Here is a 19469-nt window from a genome sequence, read left to right as displayed (position 1 = left end):
CTAATCTTCGTAGCTCTCTAAACGAGCATCAAAATCTTCTTCGGACTCATTGAAACGCATGACGTGGATGTCTTCTGGTTCAAAGGAAAGCCCGATCTTGCTTCCTTCAGTGGCTTTTCTTGTAGAGTGAACCATCCATTCGTTGCCTTGTTCATCGTAACAAATGATTTCGTAATGCACGCCTCGGAACAATTGCGTGTCTACTTCAACGACCAGCTTGCCTTTTTCCGCCGTCGTCAAATTCAAATCTTCTGGACGGATCACGATCTCAACGGCTTCATTCGGCCGCATCCCGCCATCGACACATTCAAATTGCTTGCCGACAAATTCCACTAAGTTGTCTTCGATCATCGTGCCTGTGACGATGTTGCTTTCACCGACAAAATCTGCCACGAAATGGTTGATTGGTTCATCGTAAATATCCACTGGTGTGCCGCTTTGGACGATCTTCCCTTTGTTCATAACGAAAATCTCATCACTCATCGCCAACGCTTCTTCTTGGTCATGGGTGACAAAAATAAAGGTGATGCCTAGTCGCTGCTGCAATTCCCGCAGCTCGTATTGCATGTCGGTTCGCAATTTCAAATCCAATGCGGACAATGGTTCATCCAGGAGCAATACTTTGGGCTCATTGACGATCGCTCGTGCGATTGCGACCCGTTGGCGTTGTCCTCCAGACATTTCGCTGATTTCACGATTCTCATAACCAGGAAGCTGCACTAGCCGCAACGCTTCTAAGACTTTTTTATTCACTTCATCTTTTGGTAATTTTTTGATTCGCAGACCAAATGCCACATTTTCAAAAACGTTCATATGTGGGAATAAGGCGTAATCTTGAAAGACAGTATTCACTTGCCGTTGATTGGCAGGAACGTCATTGATTCTTTGTCCATCAAAATAAACGTCGCCTTCTGTTGCGTCCGAAAAACCCGCAATGATGCGTAAGATGGTTGTTTTTCCACAACCTGAAGGGCCTAACAATGTATAAAAGCGACCTTCTTCAATATCAAAACTCACTTTTTTCAAAACTGTTTCATCATCATCAAATCGCTTCACCACATTGTTGAATGAAATTATTGTTTTTCCCACACTCTTTCCTCCTGTACTATAAATAAGAATCTGTCACGACTACAAGCACACGGCTTTTTTTGCCCGCAATATTTTTTAATTGATGCGGCTCAGTCGCCTGATAATAAATCGATTGGCCTTTACGAGCCTTGTACTGCGTTTCTCCTAGTGTCAAGGCCACACTGCCCTCTAAGACATAGATAAATGTTTCTGCTAACGATGGTTCAAAGGTCTTGTATTCGCCCGCTTTATCAAAGGTCAGCAAGACTGGCTCCATTTCTTTTTCATTGGAATCGGGAATCAGCCACTTCAATTCATAGCCATTTTCTTCATCATAATAAAGCGTGCTGTCTTCTTCGCGATAAACCACTTGATGCTGCGCATTTTCTTCTCGGAAAAATTCCTCTGGTGTCACGCCTAAAACTTCTAAGATCGTAAAAAAAGTTTCCATAGAAGGCGAACTCAAATCACGCTCCAACTGTGAGATATAGCCTTTCGTCAAATCGGTCCGCTCGCCTAATTCTTCTTGGGTCAAATTCTTTTGAACGCGCAAATTGCGCAGCTTCTCGCCAATCTCCATGTTCATTCCCCCTTTGATTGACACAACTTCAAATAAAAAAGTTTGCTATAAGTAAACTTCATGTTTAATTTCACTTTTTCTAGTATACAAATAATTGCAAAAAACACAAGCTTTTTTTCTTCATTTTTTTGAATTCTTTTCTCTCTGATCAAAAAAAGGAGTGACGCTAAACGCTTGTATTATAAAGGAAAGGAATGGCGGTCCCGTCATTTTCGCTTTTCACAGGTTTAAAAGAACAACTTCTATTTTAACGAAGAAAAGGTAGATTTAATAATAATCTGTTTTTACTGATTTTTTGATAAGAAGACCTGCCTTTTCTTGCTTCACTGGTTAAAAAAATAAAACTTATGGTATTATGAGTACAAACCATCAAAGGAGTGTCTGAAATGACGAATTTCTCTACCTTTCGTGTCATGAATGAACCAAATTTTACTGCTTCACTCACAACTGCAACCCTTGACGAGCTGCCAGCAGGCGATGTGCTTGTCCGTGTTGATTACTCAGATGTCAATTACAAAGATGCCTTGGCAGCAAAAGAAAATGGCGGCGTGATCCGCACGTATCCGATGACGCCGGGAATCGATTTAGCAGGGGAAGTCGTGGACAGTCAGTCTGCTGATTTTGCCCCAGGCGACCAAGTCTTAGTGACAGGTTATGGCTTAGGGGTTTCTCACCCAGGCGGTTACAGTCAATTTCAACGGGTCCCAGCCGAGTGGCTCGTGAAACGTTCTGCTGGTTTTTCAGCAAAAGACAGTATGACCTATGGCACTGCTGGGTTCACAGCAGCTTTAGCAGTGCAAGAATTAGAACAGCTGCACTTAGCAAAAGACGCTACTATTTTGGTGACAGGTGCTAGCGGTGGCGTCGGCAGTGTCAGCATTGCTTTATTGAAAAAACTGGGCTATACAAATATAGTGGCGCTATCTCGGAAAACCGATGCGCAATGGTTGTTGGACCTAGGCGCAGCGAAAATCGTCAGTCCTGATGACGTGGTACCAGAAAAGGTCAAACCATTAGCAAAACAAACGTTTGCAGCGGTCATCGATACAGTTGGCGGTCCATTGCTTGCGGCAGTGCTTCCGCAAATCGCTTATGGGGGCGGTGCCTTCTTATGCGGCAATGCTGGTGGGATCAAAATCGAAACGACTGTCTTACCCTTTATTTTGCGTGGGATTCGCGTAATTGGGATCGATTCGGTCAATGTTTCCCATGAGATCCGCACGGCATTATGGGAGAAATTAGCGGGTGAGTGGAATGTGATCGATCAGCTTTACACGAAAGCCATCACTTTGGAAGACTTGCCAGAAACATTGGCAGCTTTATTAGCAGGCACGCACCAAGGACGGACGATCGTTGAGGTGTCACAAGCGCAATGAGAATTTTGATTACGGCTGGCGGTACTTCCGAAAAAATCGATGATGTTCGTGCAATTACGAATCATTCCACGGGCTCACTTGGTCAGGCCATTGCCAAGGAATGGCTGCAATACCCTGAGGTGACCATCGATTACGTTACGACGAAAACTGCCAAACAACCGCCGACCGATCCACGAGTTACCTGTTATTTCATTGAAGGGACCACGGACTTGTTGGCGCAGTTGACCGATTTATTGACGACCCATTCGTATGCTGCTGTGATCCACAGTATGGCAGTCAGTGATTTCACCCCTGCTGCTCATTTTTCAGAAGCAGCGTTTTATGAAGCAATCAACGATGCCCTACCAGCTTATGACAACCAGGTCACTCCGGCATTGATGGCACACGTGCTCACACAATCTGAAACAACGGCAGGCAAAGTTTCTTCCAATACTGATCATTTGTTTTTAGTGTTGAAGAAAACCCCGAAAGTGATCCAAACCATCAAAGCATTACAGCCGACAACCTTATTAGTCGGATTCAAATTATTAGTAGACGTAGCGGAAGCCGAGTTGTTTGCGGTCGCACGAAAAAGTCTGCTGGCTAGCCAAGCGGATTATGTGTTGGCCAACGACTTGACGCAAATTTCTGGAAACCAGCATGTCGGACACCTTTTGACACAAGAAGGACAAATCGGGACTGGCCGCACAAAAGCTGAGATCGCAACCTTGATCGTTGACACATTACGCAATGACCTGCGTGCTTAGCTAGATGTTTTTTTAGAAAAGGAGAAAGAAACATGAAACAAAAACACGTTCTGCTTGGCGTCAGCGGCAGTATCTCTGCATACAAAGCAGCCGACCTAACCAATGAATTAACCAAAAAGGGCTATGCAGTGGATGTCTTAATGACTCAAAATAGCACACAATTTATTACGCCTTTGACTCTACAGTCATTATCCAAACGCCCGATCCATGTGGATGTTATGCAAGAACGTCAACCAGATCGCATCAATCATATTGAACTAGCCAAACAAGCCGATCTTTTCTTGCTCGCCCCAGCCAGTGCCAACAGTATTGGCAAGCTGGCGCATGGGATAGCCGATGATTTGATCTCAACAGTTGCCTTAGCGTTGCCGTTATCCGTGCCCCGCTTGATTGCGCCAGCCATGAATACCGTCATGTACGAAAACCCGATTGTTCAAAGAAATTTGGGGATTTTGAAAGAAGTCGGCTTCCAAGAGATTGAACCCCGTGAAGCGTTACTGGCTTGCGGTGATTTCGGCAGAGGCGCATTAGCAGCAACAGAAACGATTCTTGAAAAAGCATTAACTGCTTTGGAAGTACGGAGTGTCTAACAATGAAAAAAATATCAACTTTTGAACTTGTCTTAACAGCTTTCTTTTTAGGAATCTTGATTCTTTTAGCATCGGTTCCCTTTCTTGGGTTTATTCCCTTAGGACCAATCAATGCGACAACGATGCACATTCCTGTCGTCATCGCTTCCATTGTATTAGGCCCTCGAATCGGCGGCTTTTTAGGCGGCGCCTTTGGGATCATCAGTATGGTGCGTTCGACCTGGATCATCACCCCGCTTTCTTTTGTCTTCTCCCCTTTCGTACCGATTTATGGGAGTGATCAAGGAAGCTGGAAAGCGATCCTCGTAGCGTTGATTCCTCGTATTTTGATTGGTGTCGTTCCTTACTTTGTGTACAAAGGCTGTCAAAAAATCTGGAAAAACAAACAGCAAAGTCTTTCGCTACTGATTGCTGGTGTTGCTGGAGGCTTGACGAATACGATCCTGGTAATGAACTTGATCTACTTCTTGTTCCAGCAAGAATATGCGGAGGTTGTGGGGAAAGCTGGCAATGCTGTCTATGCAGCGATTTTGGGTGTAATCTTCGCCCAAGGTGTACCTGAAGCCATTGTAGCGGGAATCGCCACGATGGCAGTTGGAACCGTCCTTTTGCGCTTAGTCATGAACCGCAAAAAAAATCGTATCTAAAAAAATAGCGACCGCCCAAAGTTAGCTTTTTGGCTAACTTAGGCGGTCGCTTCCCTTTTGAGTGTCTTATAAACTTTGTGTCATTTGGAGTGCTTCGACAAGCTCTTGATACTGCTCTTGAGTCAAATACTCTTCATAAAATGTCAGATAATCATCGATATCTGCTTGGGTCAAATAAGGCAGCTCTTGCTTGATTTGCAGTAGCAGTTCTTCAAACTCCTCATCCGTCAGCATATAAGAAGACCAATCATCGGCTTCATCATAGCTATTCCAGTACTCATCATCATAATCATTTTCATCCCCATCGTCATAGCTGTCATCCCAACCATAATCATAGGGAGAAAACAATTCTTCTGGGTCAATCAATTCTTCCGCTGTGGGAATCGCAACCGCAGTATCACTTTTCTTCCCTGTAAAAGTCACCGTGGCTCCGATAGTGGTTTGCAGCTCATCTGCTTGCACGAAGTGAAAAGCCATTTTCTGCTGATTTGTTTTCGTATTGACGGTCATAGCTAGGTCAAACTGCTCGACTTCTTCCAGCATCGTTTCTAATTCGGCGACTTGATTTTGATCGGCGCCGTGTTCTTGAGCATAGGTTGCATAATCTGCCAATTCTTCTTTGGTAAACGTGTGGCTGATCGTATCTCCATCTCTTTTGAAAGCATCCGGTTCAAAGGTTTTCAAATAGTCTGCAAATGTCTCATTATGAAAAAGACTGTTCATGGTAAAGAGGTTTTCAGGCGCTTTTTCTGTTTCGGTCGTCCCCTCGTCGTCCTCTGCAAAAGTTCCTTCGCCAAAGTAAGAATCTAAGGTTTCTTGATCGATGCGCAGGTATTTGCCCTCATATTCCGCAGCGTCTGGTTTTGTCCCATAACTGTCACTACCAAATGCGCTGATATACCCTTGCAGTGTTTCATAGATTTCAGCTGACACATACGCTTCTTGTTTTTCTGGATCGACGATCAGCTTGATCGGCAGCTCCTGCCCCCCAAAAGCGACTGCCAGATTGAGTAAAATCGCTTTGGTTTCTTTGTCCTGGACGAAGTCCCCTTTAAATGACGAACCGACTAACTGTGACATCAACATAGAGGCATACCTATCGGCTTCTTGACCGTATTCGCTGCTGCTGCCCATCTCAAACGTATCGATCGTCGCTTGGAATTCACCAGCATTCGCTGCTTGCTGATTCGTCAACTGTTCGGCAAACTGTTCTTGCGGTAATTTCGTACAACCGCCGAAAAGAAAGGCGAACCCAACAAACAAAATGACGCGTCCCCACTTTTTCATCCTGCTCACTCCTTTTCGTTTATTGTACCGAAGACTGCGAAAGCTTACAATCCTAAGCTCTTTTTATCAGCTCTCATGAAAAAAAGATTGCCCCTCGGGACAATCTTTTCGCTAATCTATTCTTCGCCGATGATTCGGACTTCTGTTTCTAAGGTGACATCAAAGGTTTCTTTGATGACTTGTTGGATATGAGCGATCAGTTCGACGTAATCCGTTGCAGTGGCTTGATCGACGTTCACGATAAAGCCCGCATGTTTTTCCGAAATTTGGGCTCCGCCCCATTTCAATCCTTGTAAGCCTGCATCTTGGATCAGCTTGCCGGTAAAATGACCGACTGGACGTTTAAAGACACTCCCACAAGAGGGGTATTCTAGCGGTTGCTTCAATTGCCGCAATTCTGTCAGTTCATCCATCCGCTTTTTAATTTGCTCTTGATCGCCTTTTGCTAGATCAAAGCGACTGCTCAAAATGATCATCTTTTGCTCTTGCAATTTGCTATGACGATAAGCAAATTCCATTTCTTCCTTGGTATAAGTCACGATTTGACCATTAGCCAGCAAAACGTCGCAGGACGCAAAGACATCTTGGATCTCGCCATCATAGGCGCCAGCATTCATAAAGACGGCACCGCCGACACTGCCGGGAATCCCGCAGGCAAATTCAAAACCAGTCAACGATTCATGCAAAGCGACATAGGTGGTATCGATCAACTTTGCTCCAGCATCGACGATCAAAGAAGTGCCGTCCACCACGATTTGGTTCATTTCTGATAGCATGATCACCACGCCACGAATACCACCATCACGGACGATCAAGTTGCTGGCATTTCCTAAGACGATCCAAGGAATCGCTTGTTCTCGGCAATAATCAAGCAGCTGTTTGGCTTCATCTGCTGTTTTGGGAAAAGCCAAAATGTCTGCCGGTCCACCAGTTTTTGTATACGTATAGTTCAATAAGGGTTCATCTTTTAATAAGGCAATTTCAGGGAATTGCGCAATCATCAAGTCTTTATTCACGAGAAGGTTTCCTTTCACAATAAACATCTCACTTATTTTAGCATGTTCAAGGAAAAGTTGCTACCTCTGGTGAATATGATCTTCAACCAATCCCCCCTCTTGAAGGCAAGCATTCCTCCTTGTTTTCCTCATTCCGCTCACTTGCTTTGCGCTTCTGGCTTTTTTAGGTAAAATGGGAGGCGTAGTGGAAAATAAGGAGGAGTCTTAATGAAATTTATTTCTTGGAATGTGAATGGTTTACGGGCCATCGTTAAAAAAAATTTTTCTGAAGTGTTTGAAGCCCTCGATGCTGATTTCTTTTGTTTGCAAGAAACAAAGCTGCAAGAAGGTCAGATCGAATTGGATCTACCGGGCTATCATCAATACTGGAATTATGCGGAGAAGAAAGGTTATTCTGGCACAGCGATTTTCGCAAAAGAACCTGCACTATCGGTCCGTTATGGATTAGGGATCGAAGAACATGATACGGAAGGTCGCGTCATCACGCTGGAGTATCCTGAATTTTTCTTGATTACTTGCTACACACCAAATTCCCAAAATGAATTGCGCCGCTTGGATTATCGCATGACTTGGGAAGATGCCTTTTTGGCTTACTTGACTGAATTGAAACAACAAAAGCCAGTGATTCTCTGTGGTGATTTGAATGTTGCCCATAAAAATATCGACATCAAAAACTGGAAAACCAATCAAAAAAGTGCTGGGTTTACACCTGAAGAACGGGAAAAGTTTTCGACTCTTTTGGCTGCTGGCTTTACCGATACGTTCCGCTATTTCTATCCAGATGCAGAAGGTATTTATTCTTGGTGGAGCTACCGTTTCAACGCTCGTAAAAACAATGCTGGCTGGCGCATCGATTACTTTGTCGTTTCGGATGACTTAAATGAGCGCTTGCTAGACGCCAAGATCCATATAGATATCATTGGCAGTGACCATTGTCCGGTGGAACTGGATCTCAACTAACCGTAGGAAAACTTCAGTTTTTCTTAACGTTTGTTCGCTTTTCATTCTTTGATTTTGTGCTAGAATGGCAATGAGGTGAGTCTGATGAATTTTATCGCAATGGACTTTGAAACAGCAAATTATCAAAAGCATAGTGCCTGTTCCCTTGCACTAGTCATGGTACAAGATAGCAAAATCGTGGGCGAATATTACACATTGATCCAACCGGAAACGGAATTTTTTTGGAAAAACATTCAAATTCATGGCATCCGTCCAGAAGATGTAAAAGAAGCGCCTAAGTTTCCTGACGTATGGAAACAAATCCAACAATATTATCAACTGAACAGTTTGATCGTTGCGCATAACGCTGGTTTTGATACTGGGGTTTTGGCGGGATGTCTTGATTATTATGGGTTGTCACAACCAAATTATCTTTCCTTATGCACGGTGCGAACGAGCCGCAAGCTGTATCCAGAATTTACGAACCACAAATTAAACACGGTTTGTGAGCAATTACAGATTCCTTTACTAAACCACCATGATGCACTAGAAGATAGTCGGGCATGTGCCCAAATCTTATTGCGTCAAGAAGAAGAATTTGGTATCGATCCATTGAAAAAATTGGTTTTAGTCAAATAAATGAAAACGTGCGTCCTAAAGGCTAGCGCAATGCTGACTTTAGGACGCACGTTTTCATTTAAGGAAGGATTCATTTTAAGTCAGATCGATCCAATAATGACAGATTATAGCGCCATCTTCAGGATCAATGACTTTTTCTGTCAATTTACCTCCGTTGTTTTCAATGACTTTGGCGGAGGCGCGATTGGCTTCTTCACAGGTTACTAACACGTTGTTCAAGCCAAATTGTTTGGCCTTTACCAATGACTGTGCCAACATTGCCGAGCCGATGCCTTGCTTTCGATGGTCAGGGTGCACTGAATACCCGATGTGTCCGCCAATTTGGCGCAAATACGCATTAAGTGTCAGACGCAGATTCAAGAGACCGACCACTTTTTGATCTTGGATAGCCAGATAGGTACGGGCGGGAACGAATCCTTCTGGTACCGTTTCTGCTGTTTTAAAATCCACCAATCCCTCTAGCCAGTCTTTGGCTGTCGGACTTTCTACAAGTCCTGCCCCACCGTGGATGACTTCTTGATTCTTCTCGAAGGCTTGCCGATACGCTTCGATGTGATCGCAGTCTGCGATCGTCGGTTCCCGAAACTCCATTTCCTTCACTCCTTTTTATGATTCAAAAAGACGTGCCATCATCAAGACGTCAACTTTTTGCCCCTCGCGGGTTTGCACCGCTTCTTTCATACAGCCTTCTGTTAAAAAACCAAATTTTTGATACAGATGGATCGCCCGTAAATTTCTCGCTTGAACGGTCAACTCGATGCGGGTCAATTCGCCAACTTCTACTACCCAGTCCAGTAATTCTTCAATCAGGAGCGAACCTAAGCCTAAGCCCCAATAGTCTTTTAAAATCGAGATACCGATCTCCCCGACATGGGTTAATTGCCACTCTTCATGGCCTTTGACTGATGCCAGGGCGATCAATTGTTCTTGATCAAATGCCAACAACAGCAAATAGTCGTCCCGTTCATAGATAGCGTCCAGCTGTTCTGCCAATAAGGCTTCTGGCAACGCCAAGCCGCTTTCGTCCATCAAAAGAAAATCCGTTTCTTCTCCTAGCTGTTGACTGACTGCTAACACAGCTTTGGCATCAGCACCCGTGGCTTCTTTGATCTGTAATTGGATTTCACTCATGGGCTGCCTGCCATTTTGTTGTGATCCGTTGCAAAAAGGCGGTTGCTTTGGTGCCATATGCATGACATTTCACAAAACGTTTTTGTTCATCTGTATCATCTTTTTCCAAAATCAGTTCTAAATAATCCTCTGGCAGGGAGGCTTCTAAGAGATTGCCCCACTCGATCACACACAAGCCATCCCCTTCAAAATAATCATCCAGTCCTAAATCTTCTGCACCGTATTCCACCCGATAGACATCCATATGGTACAGGGGCATCCGCCCATTGGTATATTCACGAATGATCGTATAGGTCGGACTTTTGATCAGTTGCTCGATTCCTAGCCCCAAGGCGATGCCTTTCGTCATGGTTGTTTTGCCAGCACCTAAGTCGCCCGTCAATACCAGATTATCCCCTGGCTCGGCTACTTCTCCAATGATTTTTGCAAATGCTGCGGTTGCTTCTAAGTCGTTAATGGTAAACATAGTCCCCATCCTTTGATCAATCTAATTTACTAGTTGCTAGTATAGCCTGTTTTTCAAGGAATTGTAAAGAAGGAGCTTAGGGAAAATTTCCCGACGATCACTGGATCGTTTCTTTTGCGCTCACTTCCTCCTTTGCTGCCCTCAACTTTCCAAAAGCAAAACAAAAAACTGACCCTCAAGGGATCAGTTTTTCATCAGTGTAGCGATTGGCTGCTTATTTTTCCATTAATGTTTGTGCCGCAGTAATGATTGATAATTTGTAGACATCTTCTTCATTTGAACCACGAGACAAATCAGAGATTGGTTTGTTCAATCCTTGTAAGATTGGTCCAATCGCTTCAAAGTTACCGAAACGTTGGGCGATCTTGTAACCAATGTTTCCTGATTGTAAATCTGGGAAAACAAAGACGGTTGCTTTACCAGCTACTTCAGATTCAGGAGCTTTCAATTGCGCAACTGCTGAGATATACGCAGCATCGAATTGCAATTCTCCATCGATTTGGTATTCTGGTGCCAATTCTTTGGCGATTTTTGTTGCTTCAACGACTTTATCTACTTCTGGTGCTTTCGCAGAACCTTTCGTTGAGAAGCTTAACATAGCAACTTTTGGATCGATTTCAAATAATTCAGCGGTTTTCGCTGAGTCAACAGCGATTTCTGCTAATTCTTGTGCATTTGGGTTTACATTGATGGCACAGTCTGAGAACAAGTATTTTTCTTGGTCACGACCACGAACCATTAAGAAAGCACCACTTGTACGGCTCACACCTGGTTTTGTTTTGATGATTTGTAAAGCGGGTCTTACTGTATCACCCGTAGAATGGATCGCTCCTGAAACCATTCCTTCAGTAATGCCCATGTAAGTCAACATCGTACCGAAATAGTTGACATCTTTTAAGATTTCTTCTGCTTGTTCTTTCGTTGCTTTGCCGTTGCGGCGTTCCACAAAAGCTTCAACCATTTCATCCCAACGATCATAATTTTCAGGATCTAAAATTTCAAAGTTTGATACGTTGATTCCGCGAGCTTCTGCTGCTTTTTCGATTTCAACCGGGTTACCGATCAAAACGGGTTCAATCAATTCTTCTGAACGTAAACGGCTAGCAGCACCTAGGATACGAGGATCTGTTGCTTCTGGAAAAACGATTTTGATATGACGACGCACGATTTTAAATTTTAAACTTTCGAATAATTCCACGGGTAAAGACCTCCAGTTTTTTTATACCCTTCCATTGTACAATAACTGCGAAAAAAAGAACAGATAAAAATCCTGTATTAGTCGATTATTTTAAATATCGTTACCTTTTTCACAAATTCACTCATTCTAAATAACACAGTTTTACAACTGTGTTATTTTTTCTGGCAACGCCCAGGAAATCGGTTCTTCCCCTAACGCCAGCAATGCTTGATTGATCTTAGAAAAAGGCTTCGAACCAAAGAATCCTCGATGCGCTGATAACGGACTTGGATGAGGCGCTGTTATAATAATATGCTTGCTGGTATCTAACAAAGCGGCTTTTTTTTGGGCGGGTTTGCCCCAAAGTACAAAAATGACCGGTTCTTCTCGTTGATTCAATTTTTCGATAATCGTATCTGTCAGCTGCTCCCAGCCACGTCCATGATGTGAATAGGCTTGCCCTTCACGTACCGTCAATACGGTATTCAACAATAAGACCCCTTGTTGCGCCCATGGCACAAGATAGCCATGGGACACAGGTGCAATCCCTAAGTCATCGGCTAATTCCTTGTAAATATTGCGTAAGGAAGGCGGTATTTTAACCCCCGGCTGCACGGAAAACGACAGTCCGTGGGCTTGGTGCGGGCCATGATAAGGATCTTGACCTAAGATGACGACTTTTACGTCATGGTATGGCGTCAGTTTAAGTGCTTCATAAATATGATCCATCGCTGGATGGATCGTTTGCTGGGCATATTCTTGTTTCAAGAAAGCCCGTAGTTGTTGGTAATAGGGTTGCTCAAATGATTCTTGCAATTGTTCTTGCCAATCATTGTCCAATAGTCGTTTCATGGCGAATCTCCTTTGTTTTCTTCTAGGATAACAAATCCCTCCCCTTAGAAACAAGAATTACTCTTCGAAAGAAAAAAAATCCGTGATTTATGGTACACTATTTGTAGAAACGATTAAGAAAGGACGCTGACAATGATCAAATTAATTGCTTCTGATATGGATGGTACGCTTTTAAATGCCAGTATGCAGATTTCAGAAGAAAATATCCAAGCAATCAAGTATGCCCAATCCAAAGGAATCGAATTTATGGTCGCAACTGGCCGTAACCGTAAAGAGGCATTGCCGCCGCTGCAAGAAGCCGGGATCGACTGTGCAATGATCACCTTGAATGGGGCCCAAGTCTATGACGAAGCGGGTAATTCATTATTTACTGTGCCGATCAGCCATGAACAAACTCGTTCGTTGATCGACCTACTAAAAGAAAACGACATCTATTTTGAGATCTCAACGAGCAATGGGATCTACTCGGAAAGTCAGACACGTCGGATCGAAAATTTTGCGATCCATACGGCAGAAGCAATGCCCCATCTCACTCATAAGATGGCGATTGCTATGACAGCTGCCCGTTTAGAATTTTTACCGATCAATTATGTCGATGATTTCAGTGAGTTGTTTTCGATCGAAGAATTAGAATTTTTGAAAGTGATCTGCTTCCACCAAGACGGTGCCCGGGTATTGGGTCCTATCACGAAAATCATCGATGGGTACGGCGATCTAGTGGTGACTTCTTCTGGACAAAACAATATTGAGATCAACCACCGAAACGCGCAAAAAGGAATCGCAGTGGCACATGTCGCCAAAGATCGAATGATCTCACTGGCGGAAGTGATGACGATCGGTGACAACTTAAATGACGTAAGTATGCTGCAACTGGCAGGCGTTAGTTTTGCAATGGGAAATGGCGAGTTAGAGGTAAAAGAAGCCGCGAAGTATTTGACGGACACCAATATTGAGGCTGGTGTCGGCAAAGCAATCGTTCGGGCAATTGATGAAAATCTTTAAACCACGCAGCTTTTTGGGGATACATGAGGAGGCGTAAGTATGTCAGAATTTTTCATCCAAGATAGGCAACTTAGCAGAGTCACACGAACCATTGTCAAAGATGAAACAGGCAAATCACTATTTTTGATGGTGGGACGTTGGGGAACAAAGGGCGATGCCCTCTCCCTTTACCGTTTAAATGGGCAAATGGTCGCTAGTATCAAACAAATCAGCTTTACTTTTGGTACACGCTTTGAGATCTACAAAGACTTTGAGAAAGTCGGTACACTGCAAAAAATCTTTAACTGGCCAGGAGATTTCTACTATATCCAGCAGCTTCACTGGGCAGTCCACGGCGATATCTACAATCATCGCTATGGGATCCATCATTTCAATAAAAAGATTATGGAGATGGACAAAGCGACCTTGTTGACGGGGGATTATTATGTACTGGATGTTGTCGATGACCGGGATGCGCCGGTCTGCATCTGTATTGCGGCCGTCATGGATTACTGGCTGTACAATCGGCACCGCAAAAAAGACCATCCTCTTGAGCTTCGACTAACAAATGGAACCAGCTGAAAAATCAGCTGGTTCTTTTTTGCATATGGTCGTAAAGGTGGCCACTGATTTCTCTTTGGGCCACGACTTCAAAGCCGTGCTTTTCATAGAGCCGCTTCGCATGGGGATTTGCTCGGTCAACACTCAAGCCGATCACCTCATAGCCATCTCTAGAAGCAATTTTTGGCAATGCTTCTAATAAGGCTGAGCCGACACCTTTGCCCCGAAATTTCTCAGCCACACAAATGGTATCTAAGTACCATTCATTTGGTAAAGTCTCTTCATCGATAAACAGCTTCATGTCTTTACTCAAACCGTACTGTTCCAGCACTTTATCTAGAGGCTGATCGATCGTCGCCTCTTCTTTGTCTGGGTATCCAAAGGCGACCCCAGCAACTTCTCCGTCGATCTCATTGACTAGCGCACGGCGAAAGCCGTAACGATAATCGGGTTCTAGCATGGCATCTGCCAAGATTTCTAAGGTCTTGGCTTCTCCGATCTCTTTGACAAACGGCAATTCCATGTCCTTTAAAATGACTAAAACGAGTTCAGCCATGACAAAACGATCTTCTTCTTTTGCAAATCTTATCACGTTTTTTCCTCCTTGCTTCTATACATAGAATAACAATTCTTTTAAGAAAAACCAAGTTGAATCAAAAAAATGTCCTACCTGAAGTTCCCTCTATTTATTCATGCAATTCCAAGGGCAAGCCGTCTGGATCTTGGAAAAAAGTCATTTTCTTATTGGTAAAGGTATCAAAACGAATCGGTTCGCACACAATCCCTTTAGCGGCTAACTCCGCTACGACTGCTTCAATATTTTCCACCGCAAAGGCTAAATGCCGCAGGCCGGCTGCTTCGGGAAAACTTGGTCGTGTTGGTGGGTTTTCCACCACAAACAGTTCTATTTCTGATTCCCCAAAGCGCAAGTCGATTTTTACATCTTTCTTTTCTGGGCGTGCGTGTTCACGAATCACTTCAAAGCCTAATTTCTCTACATAAAATTCTTTGGTCTGCTGGTAATCACTGGCGATGATCGCCACATGATGCATTTTTGAAAACATTATTGCCACTCCTTTGTATTGGACTCCTCTCTCAGTTTAAAGCCTTTGGCTGCATTTTACTAGAAAAGACTGCCGAAGTTCTCCTCTTTTCATAAATGGTTTCTGTTATACTAGAAAGCGGAAGGTGATGAAAAAATGAAACTACTCTATATTTCAATCTCTGGAAATACCCGTGCATTCGTCAACCGCTTGTTGGCCTATGCGGATCAGCAAGATACCCCGAGTACTTGGGAAGCCAAAGAAATTCATGACAATAGTATCTTTGAACAAGAAGACGAACCTTATGTGGTTTTTGTCCCTACCTATTTAGAAGGTGGAAATGGCGTCGATAACGGCGATCAGGAGATCCTCACAGAAACCATGCGGGAATACATTGACTATGAAAACAACGTCGCTCTTTGCTTGGGCGTGATCGGCAGCGGCAACAAAAACTTCAATTATCAATATTGTTTGACCGCAAAGCAATATGCGGAGCAATTTTCGATCCCGTTCTTAGCAGATTTCGAGCTGCGAGGCACGACCCAAGATATTGAAAGGATCTATGCTTGTTTGAAAGAAATCGATCCTGCCCACAGCAACACTTAGCTTTAGCCAGCATTCATTAGCCATTAGGAGGACTTTTGCATATGGAACCACAAACGATGGTCATTTTGATCATACTCGCCAGCATTCTCATCTTGACCGCACTAGATATCTGGAATCGGTACAAAGTACGCCGTTATGTTCGGCTTGCTTGGGGAAAGCTTCCCCGTCAGCCCCGCTTTGATAAAGAAGCGAGTTTGAAAAAGGCTTGGCTGACTGAGAAGAAGTTTCACGATTTTGATAGTGAGGTCGATGACATCACTTGGTATGACTTAGATGGCTTTTCGTTGTTTGAGTCCATTAATCTGACGTTTTCCAGTGTCGGTTCAGAAGCGTTGTATCAGCAGTTACGCAATTTTCGTTTCAAAACGGACAAACAGCTGACCAAATTGATCGACTTTTTTGCTGCTGACAGTGCCGCACGCGAACAATCCCAATATACGTTTGCTCGTTTAGGAAAACAAGATGATAATTTTTCGAAAGCCTACTTAGCCAATGAAGCGGCGCAATCCATCGGTTCTCTGCCTTTCTTTGTCTTTTTAGGTGTGCTGCCATTAGTCGGCATCTTGCTGCTCCTGCTGGGGTTTGTCCAAGGCATCCTGTTGACGTTGGTTAGTGTCGTTTTCAATACGATCTATTACTCCATCAAAAAAGCCAAGCTGGAAACAGAATTGAACAGCATGCGCTATTTGGTTCAAACGATTGCCTGTGGCAGTCAGATTGCTAAAATCAACACACCCCTCCAAGATGAGATCAAACAATCCTTGGCACCATTAAAGAAGATTACTCGTTTCGCTTTCTCGTTTCGTGCCAAAAACGGCAGCGAAGGAGACATGTTGTTTGAATACATCAATATCATTTTTATGCTGCCGTTTATTTCCTATCAAACGGTCACCACTACTCTGTCCAAACACCAACAAGCAGCCATCGATCTGTGGAATTTGCTGGGAAAATTGGAAGTCGCAGCCGCCATTTTAAATTTTCGCACGTATATGCCCATCACTTGCCTACCGACCTTCCAAACAAGCGGAGGTGTAGAAGCAACGGGTACGTATCATCCCCTTCTGAGTGAAGCAGTCATGAATGATGTCACTTGGAACCACAATACCCTTGTAACTGGCTCTAATGCCTCAGGCAAATCGACATATGTCAAAAGTGTCGCCATCAACTGTATTTTGGCACAAACCATCCAGACAGCAGTAGCTGAAACCTTTACGATGGTTCCTGGTCACGTTATTACCTCGATGGCTGTCGAAGATGATCTATTTGAAGGCGACAGCTATTTCGTGGCGGAGATCAAATCCATCAAACGCCTGCTAGATACCGTTGCCACGAAACAGCGCTGCTACTGTTTTGTTGATGAGATTTTAAAAGGAACCAATACGGTGGAACGAATCGCTTCTTCTGCCAGCATCATCCATTGGTTGCGAGCCTACCCATCATTGGCCTTTGTCGCTACCCATGATATTGAGCTGACTGAAATTTTGAAAAATGATTGCCGCAACATTCATTTTTCTGAACAAGTCACGGAAGATGACGGCATCTCCTTTGATTACAAGGTCAAATCCGGTCCTGCCTTGAGCCGCAACGCGATCGCCCTCTTAAAAGTCATGGGCTACCCTGAAACGATCGTTCAAGACGCCTACTACGCCGCCAATGATTTTGATCAAAATCGTAAATGGCAGGAATTATAACTTCACACAAACAAAAGCGCCTTATCCCAGTGTCAGTCACAGGATAAGGCGCTATTTTATGTTTCATTTAGTCAAACAAACCAGTCGTTAAACTGTATTGCTCTCCTTGTAGCACATCATATTGGATCAAATTGTAGGCATCATAGATTTCTTGGGCTTCTTTATCCAACGCAAGAGTCGTCTGCCATTGTCCCTCTTGATAATATTGACCCAGTTCAAAAGCCGGCAACTCATCTTGCAAGGCCAACAACAACTGGTAAAACCCGCTGGTTGGTTGATCACTGGCTTCTAATAGGTTCGGCGCAAAATAAAAAGGACTTGTTACTGGTACATCTTCTGGCGCAAAATTCCCTTGCGAATCAACCATCAAAAATTCGGTTTCATGCAGGGCAGCCGTTTCATTTTGATCCTTGATCTCATCGGCATAAATGCCTGGTAAATGATCGCCCCAAAAGACGACCAGCGTTCGCCGATCCAGCTGCTCTAATTCAGCCACAAAGTTTTTCAACGCTGTACTGCTATAAGAGATATCCTGCAGGTAGTTTTCCAAAGAAGCCATATTGCCAGGACCGCTCGCTTGGTAATTCAATGTATCGTATTTGCCAGCATACGGCATATGGGTCTGCATCGTCACTAAATGGACAAATTGCGGTTGCTGATCGTTTTCCAACAATGCCAGCACTTCTTTGTAGGCCGCCTCATCAGAGATGTAAGGATTATTTTCGATTTTGTCGGTATAGGTCATCGTATCTTGATCGATAAACTGTTCAAACCCCATCACCCCATAGACATCCTTGCGTTTGTACATTGATGTATCGTAAGGATGGATCGCCGTTGCCGTATACCCTGATTGTTCCAAGAAAGAAACCAAGGATGGCAGTTGCGTCAATTTCGGCACTAGCATCGTGTAAGGCGTTGTCATTTGCGGATTCAATAGGCCCATGGCAAAACCAGTCAACGCTTCAAATTCGATGTTTGCCGTACCGCCCCCATAATTTTGCGAAAGCATTTTTCCACTGATGGTTTGATCGGCGACGTGGTAATAGTCTTTCAACGGATCGCCGGTGATCGACAAGCCATTTAAATGGCTCGGGTCGGAAAAGCTCTCACTCATCACATAAACGATATTTGGTGCTTCACTTTCACGGTCTTGGTTTTTCTCCGCCGCCTGTGCATTGTAGGTGTCCGCAATCGCTTGGATCGCTTCTTTGGAATACCCCTCAGGCTTCGTCATGGCATCAACCCGCAAGTTGTACAAAAACCCACCGATAAATCCCGTATTGTAATAGTTCATTTTTTGTGAATACGGAATCCAAAGTGCGGTCTGATTGTAGGCTTTGCGTAAAAGGTTGTTGCTGTCGTTGAAGTGTGAAACATAGACTAAGCCCAGCGAACATACGACCAGCATTGCCCCTCGCATTACTTGTAAACGCCGGTTTAATTTGCGGCTGCGATAGATACTCCAGCCGATCGCCCCGATCGCCGCCAGAGCAAAGAGGATGGCTAAGAAAAAGGCGCCATTGCCGATCATGGTTCGTAGAAGGTCGAATTGAGTGACCATCTTTAAATCATCAGGATAGATTGGTTCTTGGCGATAGACCATCTTCGTATGGTTGGCGTACCCTAAGATTCCGATGACGACACTATAAAAGATGCCCCCGATCAGTACTGAACCTGCCAAACTGGCAAACACCCCATACACCAGCAGTAGCACCCCACAAGCCAAGAAAAACTTTGCTGTATGCCACGAAAAGGCAAATTTCAAGGCTAATTCAACGGAAAGATTGTTTTGACACCATTGCAAATATAAATTACTGAAAATGATCAACAGGACGATGGCGATGCCTTTTAATGCGATCTTCAGATAAGGATGGCTATTTATTTTCACGAAGGAACATTCCTCCTTTTCTACACGTTCTAGGTACCCTCGTATTTTATGCTTTCAAGACAAGAAAGTAAAGCCAGGGCAAGAAGCTTTTGTTATTTTTAAAGAAAGCAACCCTCATAAAAAAAGAGTCTAAGGTTTCTTGCCCCCTAGACTCTTCTTTCTATCCGAATGGACCTCAATCACTG

Annotated in this window: 22 protein-coding genes; 10 read left to right on the top strand and 12 right to left on the bottom strand. The window is 43.9% G+C overall.

The features are described 5' to 3' along the window. Positions 1–1089 carry an ABC transporter ATP-binding protein gene (locus A5870_RS03655; RefSeq protein WP_005228533.1) on the bottom strand — a complete coding sequence of 363 codons (1089 nt, stop codon included), beginning with the start codon at positions 1087–1089 and terminating at the stop codon, positions 1–3. A gap of 16 nt (positions 1090–1105) precedes the next feature. Continuing rightward, on the bottom strand, positions 1106–1648 hold the full coding sequence (locus A5870_RS03650) for a helix-turn-helix domain-containing protein (RefSeq protein ID WP_015510239.1): 543 nt from the start codon (positions 1646–1648) through the stop codon (positions 1106–1108). A 386-nt stretch (positions 1649–2034) separates the two neighbouring features. Here A5870_RS03650 and A5870_RS03645 point away from each other — a divergent pair, with 386 nt between their 5' ends. Genes A5870_RS03645 through A5870_RS03630 form a run of 4 tightly spaced genes read left to right on the top strand, consistent with a single transcriptional unit; the run spans position 2035 to position 5007 of the window. Next, positions 2035–3024: an acrylyl-CoA reductase family protein gene (locus tag A5870_RS03645; RefSeq protein WP_086291846.1), complete on the top strand. Its 990-nt coding sequence runs from the start codon at positions 2035–2037 to the stop codon at positions 3022–3024. Continuing rightward, entirely contained in the window at positions 3021–3770 is a 750-nt protein-coding gene (gene coaB / locus A5870_RS03640; protein ID WP_005228529.1) for a phosphopantothenate--cysteine ligase, read from the top strand. The genes A5870_RS03645 and coaB overlap by 4 nt, the downstream gene beginning before the upstream one ends. 32 nt (positions 3771–3802) lie before the next feature. After that, complete coding sequence (gene coaC / locus A5870_RS03635) at positions 3803–4360, top strand: phosphopantothenoylcysteine decarboxylase (protein ID WP_005228528.1); 558 nt, start codon at positions 3803–3805, stop codon at positions 4358–4360. 2 nt (positions 4361–4362) lie between these two features. After that, positions 4363–5007 (top strand): ECF transporter S component, encoded by a 645-nt coding sequence (locus A5870_RS03630; protein WP_086291845.1) that lies wholly within the window; start codon positions 4363–4365, stop codon positions 5005–5007. A gap of 66 nt (positions 5008–5073) precedes the next feature. Here A5870_RS03630 and A5870_RS03625 read toward each other — a convergent pair whose 3' ends face one another. Next, a complete protein-coding gene (locus A5870_RS03625) occupies positions 5074–6294 on the bottom strand; it encodes a hypothetical protein (RefSeq protein WP_086291844.1) in 1221 nt (406 codons plus the stop codon). A 116-nt stretch (positions 6295–6410) separates the two neighbouring features. Beyond that, positions 6411–7295, bottom strand: coding sequence for a UDP-N-acetylmuramate dehydrogenase (gene murB / locus A5870_RS03620; protein WP_371875350.1), 885 nt, complete (start codon positions 7293–7295; stop codon positions 6411–6413). A 222-nt stretch (positions 7296–7517) separates the two neighbouring features. Between murB and A5870_RS03615 the strand changes: the two genes are divergently transcribed. Next, positions 7518–8270: an exodeoxyribonuclease III gene (locus A5870_RS03615; RefSeq protein WP_086291843.1), complete on the top strand. Its 753-nt coding sequence runs from the start codon at positions 7518–7520 to the stop codon at positions 8268–8270. Between the two features lie 84 nt (positions 8271–8354). Beyond that, a complete protein-coding gene (locus tag A5870_RS03610) occupies positions 8355–8888 on the top strand; it encodes a 3'-5' exonuclease (RefSeq protein WP_086291842.1) in 534 nt (177 codons plus the stop codon). Positions 8889–8963: 75 nt separating this feature from the next. Here A5870_RS03610 and A5870_RS03605 read toward each other — a convergent pair whose 3' ends face one another. The 5 genes from A5870_RS03605 to A5870_RS03585 form a co-directional block, all read right to left on the bottom strand. After that, positions 8964–9479, bottom strand: coding sequence for a GNAT family N-acetyltransferase (locus tag A5870_RS03605; protein ID WP_086291841.1), 516 nt, complete (start codon positions 9477–9479; stop codon positions 8964–8966). Positions 9480–9494: 15 nt separating this feature from the next. After that, the gene (locus A5870_RS03600) at positions 9495–10019 is read right to left on the bottom strand and encodes a GNAT family N-acetyltransferase (protein ID WP_086291840.1); all 525 of its coding nucleotides are present in this window, start codon (positions 10017–10019) and stop codon (positions 9495–9497) included. Next, positions 10012–10485, bottom strand: coding sequence for a tRNA (adenosine(37)-N6)-threonylcarbamoyltransferase complex ATPase subunit type 1 TsaE (tsaE, locus tag A5870_RS03595; RefSeq protein ID WP_077451938.1), 474 nt, complete (start codon positions 10483–10485; stop codon positions 10012–10014). Before tsaE ends, A5870_RS03600 begins: the two co-directional genes overlap by 8 nt. A gap of 214 nt (positions 10486–10699) precedes the next feature. Continuing rightward, the gene (gene pta, locus A5870_RS03590; RefSeq protein WP_008380699.1) at positions 10700–11683 is read right to left on the bottom strand and encodes a phosphate acetyltransferase; all 984 of its coding nucleotides are present in this window, start codon (positions 11681–11683) and stop codon (positions 10700–10702) included. Positions 11684–11824: 141 nt separating this feature from the next. Then, entirely contained in the window at positions 11825–12514 is a 690-nt protein-coding gene (locus tag A5870_RS03585) for a uracil-DNA glycosylase (RefSeq protein ID WP_077451940.1), read from the bottom strand. Positions 12515–12646: 132 nt separating this feature from the next. Between A5870_RS03585 and A5870_RS03580 the strand changes: the two genes are divergently transcribed. Together A5870_RS03580 and A5870_RS03575 are read left to right on the top strand one after the other, a co-directional pair. Further along, entirely contained in the window at positions 12647–13516 is an 870-nt protein-coding gene (locus A5870_RS03580; RefSeq protein ID WP_077451942.1) for a Cof-type HAD-IIB family hydrolase, read from the top strand. 39 nt (positions 13517–13555) lie between these two features. Further along, entirely contained in the window at positions 13556–14077 is a 522-nt protein-coding gene (locus A5870_RS03575) for an LURP-one-related/scramblase family protein (RefSeq protein WP_005228514.1), read from the top strand. Positions 14078–14081: 4 nt separating this feature from the next. Here the strand turns inward: A5870_RS03575 and A5870_RS03570 are convergent, their stop codons facing one another. Together A5870_RS03570 and gloA2 are read right to left on the bottom strand one after the other, a co-directional pair. Continuing rightward, entirely contained in the window at positions 14082–14648 is a 567-nt protein-coding gene (locus tag A5870_RS03570; protein WP_005234129.1) for a GNAT family N-acetyltransferase, read from the bottom strand. A gap of 94 nt (positions 14649–14742) precedes the next feature. After that, entirely contained in the window at positions 14743–15120 is a 378-nt protein-coding gene (gloA2, locus tag A5870_RS03565) for an SMU1112c/YaeR family gloxylase I-like metalloprotein (protein ID WP_086291839.1), read from the bottom strand. Between the two features lie 135 nt (positions 15121–15255). Here gloA2 and nrdI point away from each other — a divergent pair, with 135 nt between their 5' ends. After that, positions 15256–15705, top strand: coding sequence for a class Ib ribonucleoside-diphosphate reductase assembly flavoprotein NrdI (gene nrdI, locus A5870_RS03560; RefSeq protein WP_086291838.1), 450 nt, complete (start codon positions 15256–15258; stop codon positions 15703–15705). A gap of 41 nt (positions 15706–15746) precedes the next feature. Beyond that, the gene (locus A5870_RS03555) at positions 15747–17396 is read left to right on the top strand and encodes a MutS-related protein (protein WP_086291837.1); all 1650 of its coding nucleotides are present in this window, start codon (positions 15747–15749) and stop codon (positions 17394–17396) included. A gap of 67 nt (positions 17397–17463) precedes the next feature. Here A5870_RS03555 and A5870_RS03550 read toward each other — a convergent pair whose 3' ends face one another. Beyond that, positions 17464–19284, bottom strand: coding sequence for an LTA synthase family protein (locus A5870_RS03550; protein ID WP_086291836.1), 1821 nt, complete (start codon positions 19282–19284; stop codon positions 17464–17466). Positions 19285–19469: the final 185 nt, after the last annotated feature.

This window comes from Enterococcus sp. 2G9_DIV0600, assembly GCF_002140615.1.
GTDB classification, from domain to species: Bacteria; Bacillota; Bacilli; order Lactobacillales; family Enterococcaceae; genus Enterococcus_D; species Enterococcus_D innesii.
The sequence above is the reverse complement of the archived record's forward strand: the minus strand, read 5'-3'. Positions and strand labels throughout refer to the sequence as shown.

Coding starts and splice junctions, on each gene's coding strand:
- A5870_RS03555 (WP_086291837.1), top strand. CDS start 15,747: ATGGAACCACAAACGATGGTCATTTTGATCATACTCGCCAGCATTCTC.
- coaC (WP_005228528.1), top strand. CDS start 3,803: ATGAAACAAAAACACGTTCTGCTTGGCGTCAGCGGCAGTATCTCTGCA.
- gloA2 (WP_086291839.1), bottom strand. CDS start 15,120: ATGTTTTCAAAAATGCATCATGTGGCGATCATCGCCAGTGATTACCAG.
- coaB (WP_005228529.1), top strand. CDS start 3,021: ATGAGAATTTTGATTACGGCTGGCGGTACTTCCGAAAAAATCGATGAT.
- A5870_RS03600 (WP_086291840.1), bottom strand. CDS start 10,019: ATGAGTGAAATCCAATTACAGATCAAAGAAGCCACGGGTGCTGATGCC.
- A5870_RS03630 (WP_086291845.1), top strand. CDS start 4,363: ATGAAAAAAATATCAACTTTTGAACTTGTCTTAACAGCTTTCTTTTTA.
- nrdI (WP_086291838.1), top strand. CDS start 15,256: ATGAAACTACTCTATATTTCAATCTCTGGAAATACCCGTGCATTCGTC.
- A5870_RS03650 (WP_015510239.1), bottom strand. CDS start 1,648: ATGGAGATTGGCGAGAAGCTGCGCAATTTGCGCGTTCAAAAGAATTTG.
- A5870_RS03610 (WP_086291842.1), top strand. CDS start 8,355: ATGAATTTTATCGCAATGGACTTTGAAACAGCAAATTATCAAAAGCAT.
- A5870_RS03585 (WP_077451940.1), bottom strand. CDS start 12,514: ATGAAACGACTATTGGACAATGATTGGCAAGAACAATTGCAAGAATCA.
- A5870_RS03615 (WP_086291843.1), top strand. CDS start 7,518: ATGAAATTTATTTCTTGGAATGTGAATGGTTTACGGGCCATCGTTAAA.
- A5870_RS03645 (WP_086291846.1), top strand. CDS start 2,035: ATGACGAATTTCTCTACCTTTCGTGTCATGAATGAACCAAATTTTACT.
- murB (WP_371875350.1), bottom strand. CDS start 7,295: ATGATTGCGCAATTCCCTGAAATTGCCTTATTAAAAGATGAACCCTTA.
- tsaE (WP_077451938.1), bottom strand. CDS start 10,485: ATGTTTACCATTAACGACTTAGAAGCAACCGCAGCATTTGCAAAAATC.
- A5870_RS03575 (WP_005228514.1), top strand. CDS start 13,556: ATGTCAGAATTTTTCATCCAAGATAGGCAACTTAGCAGAGTCACACGA.
- A5870_RS03625 (WP_086291844.1), bottom strand. CDS start 6,294: ATGAAAAAGTGGGGACGCGTCATTTTGTTTGTTGGGTTCGCCTTTCTT.
- A5870_RS03605 (WP_086291841.1), bottom strand. CDS start 9,479: ATGGAGTTTCGGGAACCGACGATCGCAGACTGCGATCACATCGAAGCG.
- A5870_RS03580 (WP_077451942.1), top strand. CDS start 12,647: ATGATCAAATTAATTGCTTCTGATATGGATGGTACGCTTTTAAATGCC.